At 72.1% G+C, this 1,248-nt stretch carries 3 protein-coding genes; all 3 read right to left on the reverse strand.

The window, feature by feature from the left end; translation table 11 throughout:
• On the reverse strand, window positions 1-383 hold a 383-nt coding region (locus AC2YHJ_RS27845; RefSeq protein WP_487399446.1), incomplete at its 3' end, for a recombinase family protein.
• On the reverse strand, window positions 383-673 hold the full coding sequence (locus tag AC2YHJ_RS27850; RefSeq protein ID WP_487399447.1) for a DUF3489 domain-containing protein: 291 nt from the start codon (window positions 671-673) through the stop codon (window positions 383-385). The genes AC2YHJ_RS27850 and AC2YHJ_RS27845, both read right to left, overlap by 1 nt.
• Window positions 674-677: 4 nt before the next feature.
• On the reverse strand, window positions 678-1,248 hold a 571-nt coding region (locus tag AC2YHJ_RS27855), incomplete at its 5' end, for a hypothetical protein (protein ID WP_487399448.1).

Below are 1,248 nucleotides of genomic sequence, written 5' to 3' on the forward strand. Positions count from 1 at the left end.
CGCTCCTTCTGCGCCATGGCTGCGTAGATCCGCAGCATCAGGTCGTCCGCGCTCGGCATGTCCGCCGCGCGGATCGAGACGCCGTCCTCCAGCAACTGGGACAGTGTGTGCGCGCGGCGGGTGATCCGATCCAGCCGCGCCGCCACCCGCACCGCGCCCAGCTGCCGGCAGCGGGCCAATGCTGCCTGGAAGCCGGGTCGCCGGTCGTCCTTGCCGGAGGCGACGTCGGAATACTCCGCGACCAGCGTCCAGCCCTGCGTTGTGATGAAGGCGCGGATGCTGGCCTGCTGGGCCTCGAGGCCCAGCCCACTGTTGCCCTGCTCGGCGGTCGAGACCCTGGTGAGCCCGACCGCGAGACGCGGAACCTGTGTACCGACGCGCATCAGCCGACCTCGGCCGGCGCCGCGGTGGCAGCGACCGCGATGCGGTAGATGGAATAGGAACCCTTGGCGCCCTGCTTATCGGGCCCGACCTGTCGGACGCGCTCCAGAACATCGACGGTGACACCTCGGCGCTTGAGGCCGGCGAGGAAGCCCCGGACGGTGTGCTGCTGCCAACCCGTGGCGTCGATGACCTGGGCGATGGTGGCTCCCTCGTCGCGGCGCAGCAGGGTGAGCACCGTCTCCTGCTTGGTGCCGCTGCGCGGCTGGCGCGATGGGAGCGTCTCGCGCACCGGGCTATCTGGCTTCGAGGCGAGGGCGGCGCGCAGCATGGCGATGGCGTCGTCCAGTCCCGTGCGCTCCGGCACGTCCCAGGCTGCCGCCACCCCCCGCCGCGGCCATCCGCAGGGCCGCCGCGCGGCCGTTGCCGCCGTGCTGACTCACAGGCTGGCGCTGAGGGCCCTGAGCGGCTTCGCCGCTGGTCGAGGGCGGCGGAGGCGCAACCCCCGCCAGTGAATCTCCCTGGCCCGCCACGGACACAGAGGGCGCCTGCACTGCCATGGCCGGGCTCGGTGCCGCTTGATCAGCGGTGTCACCTTCCGGCTCCACGCCAATGGCCCGCAGCCCGGCCTCGGTGATGCGGAGCAGTCGAGGTCGCCCGTCGATCTGCCAGGCGTCCCGCGCGTTGTACGCGCTGGCGGGCTCGTCGCGGACGAGGCCCTGCTTGATCAGGGACTTCGCCACCGCCTGCCGCGCCGCGGCCGGTAGGCGCTCAGGCGGGATTGCCAGCTGGTCGTCGCGCTGGCTGGCCTGGCTGAGGATGATGCGCTGGGTGTCGGAAAGCTTCGTCATCGTCGGGCTCCGGTTC

Source organism: Roseomonas sp. SRI_022, from assembly GCF_057586215.1.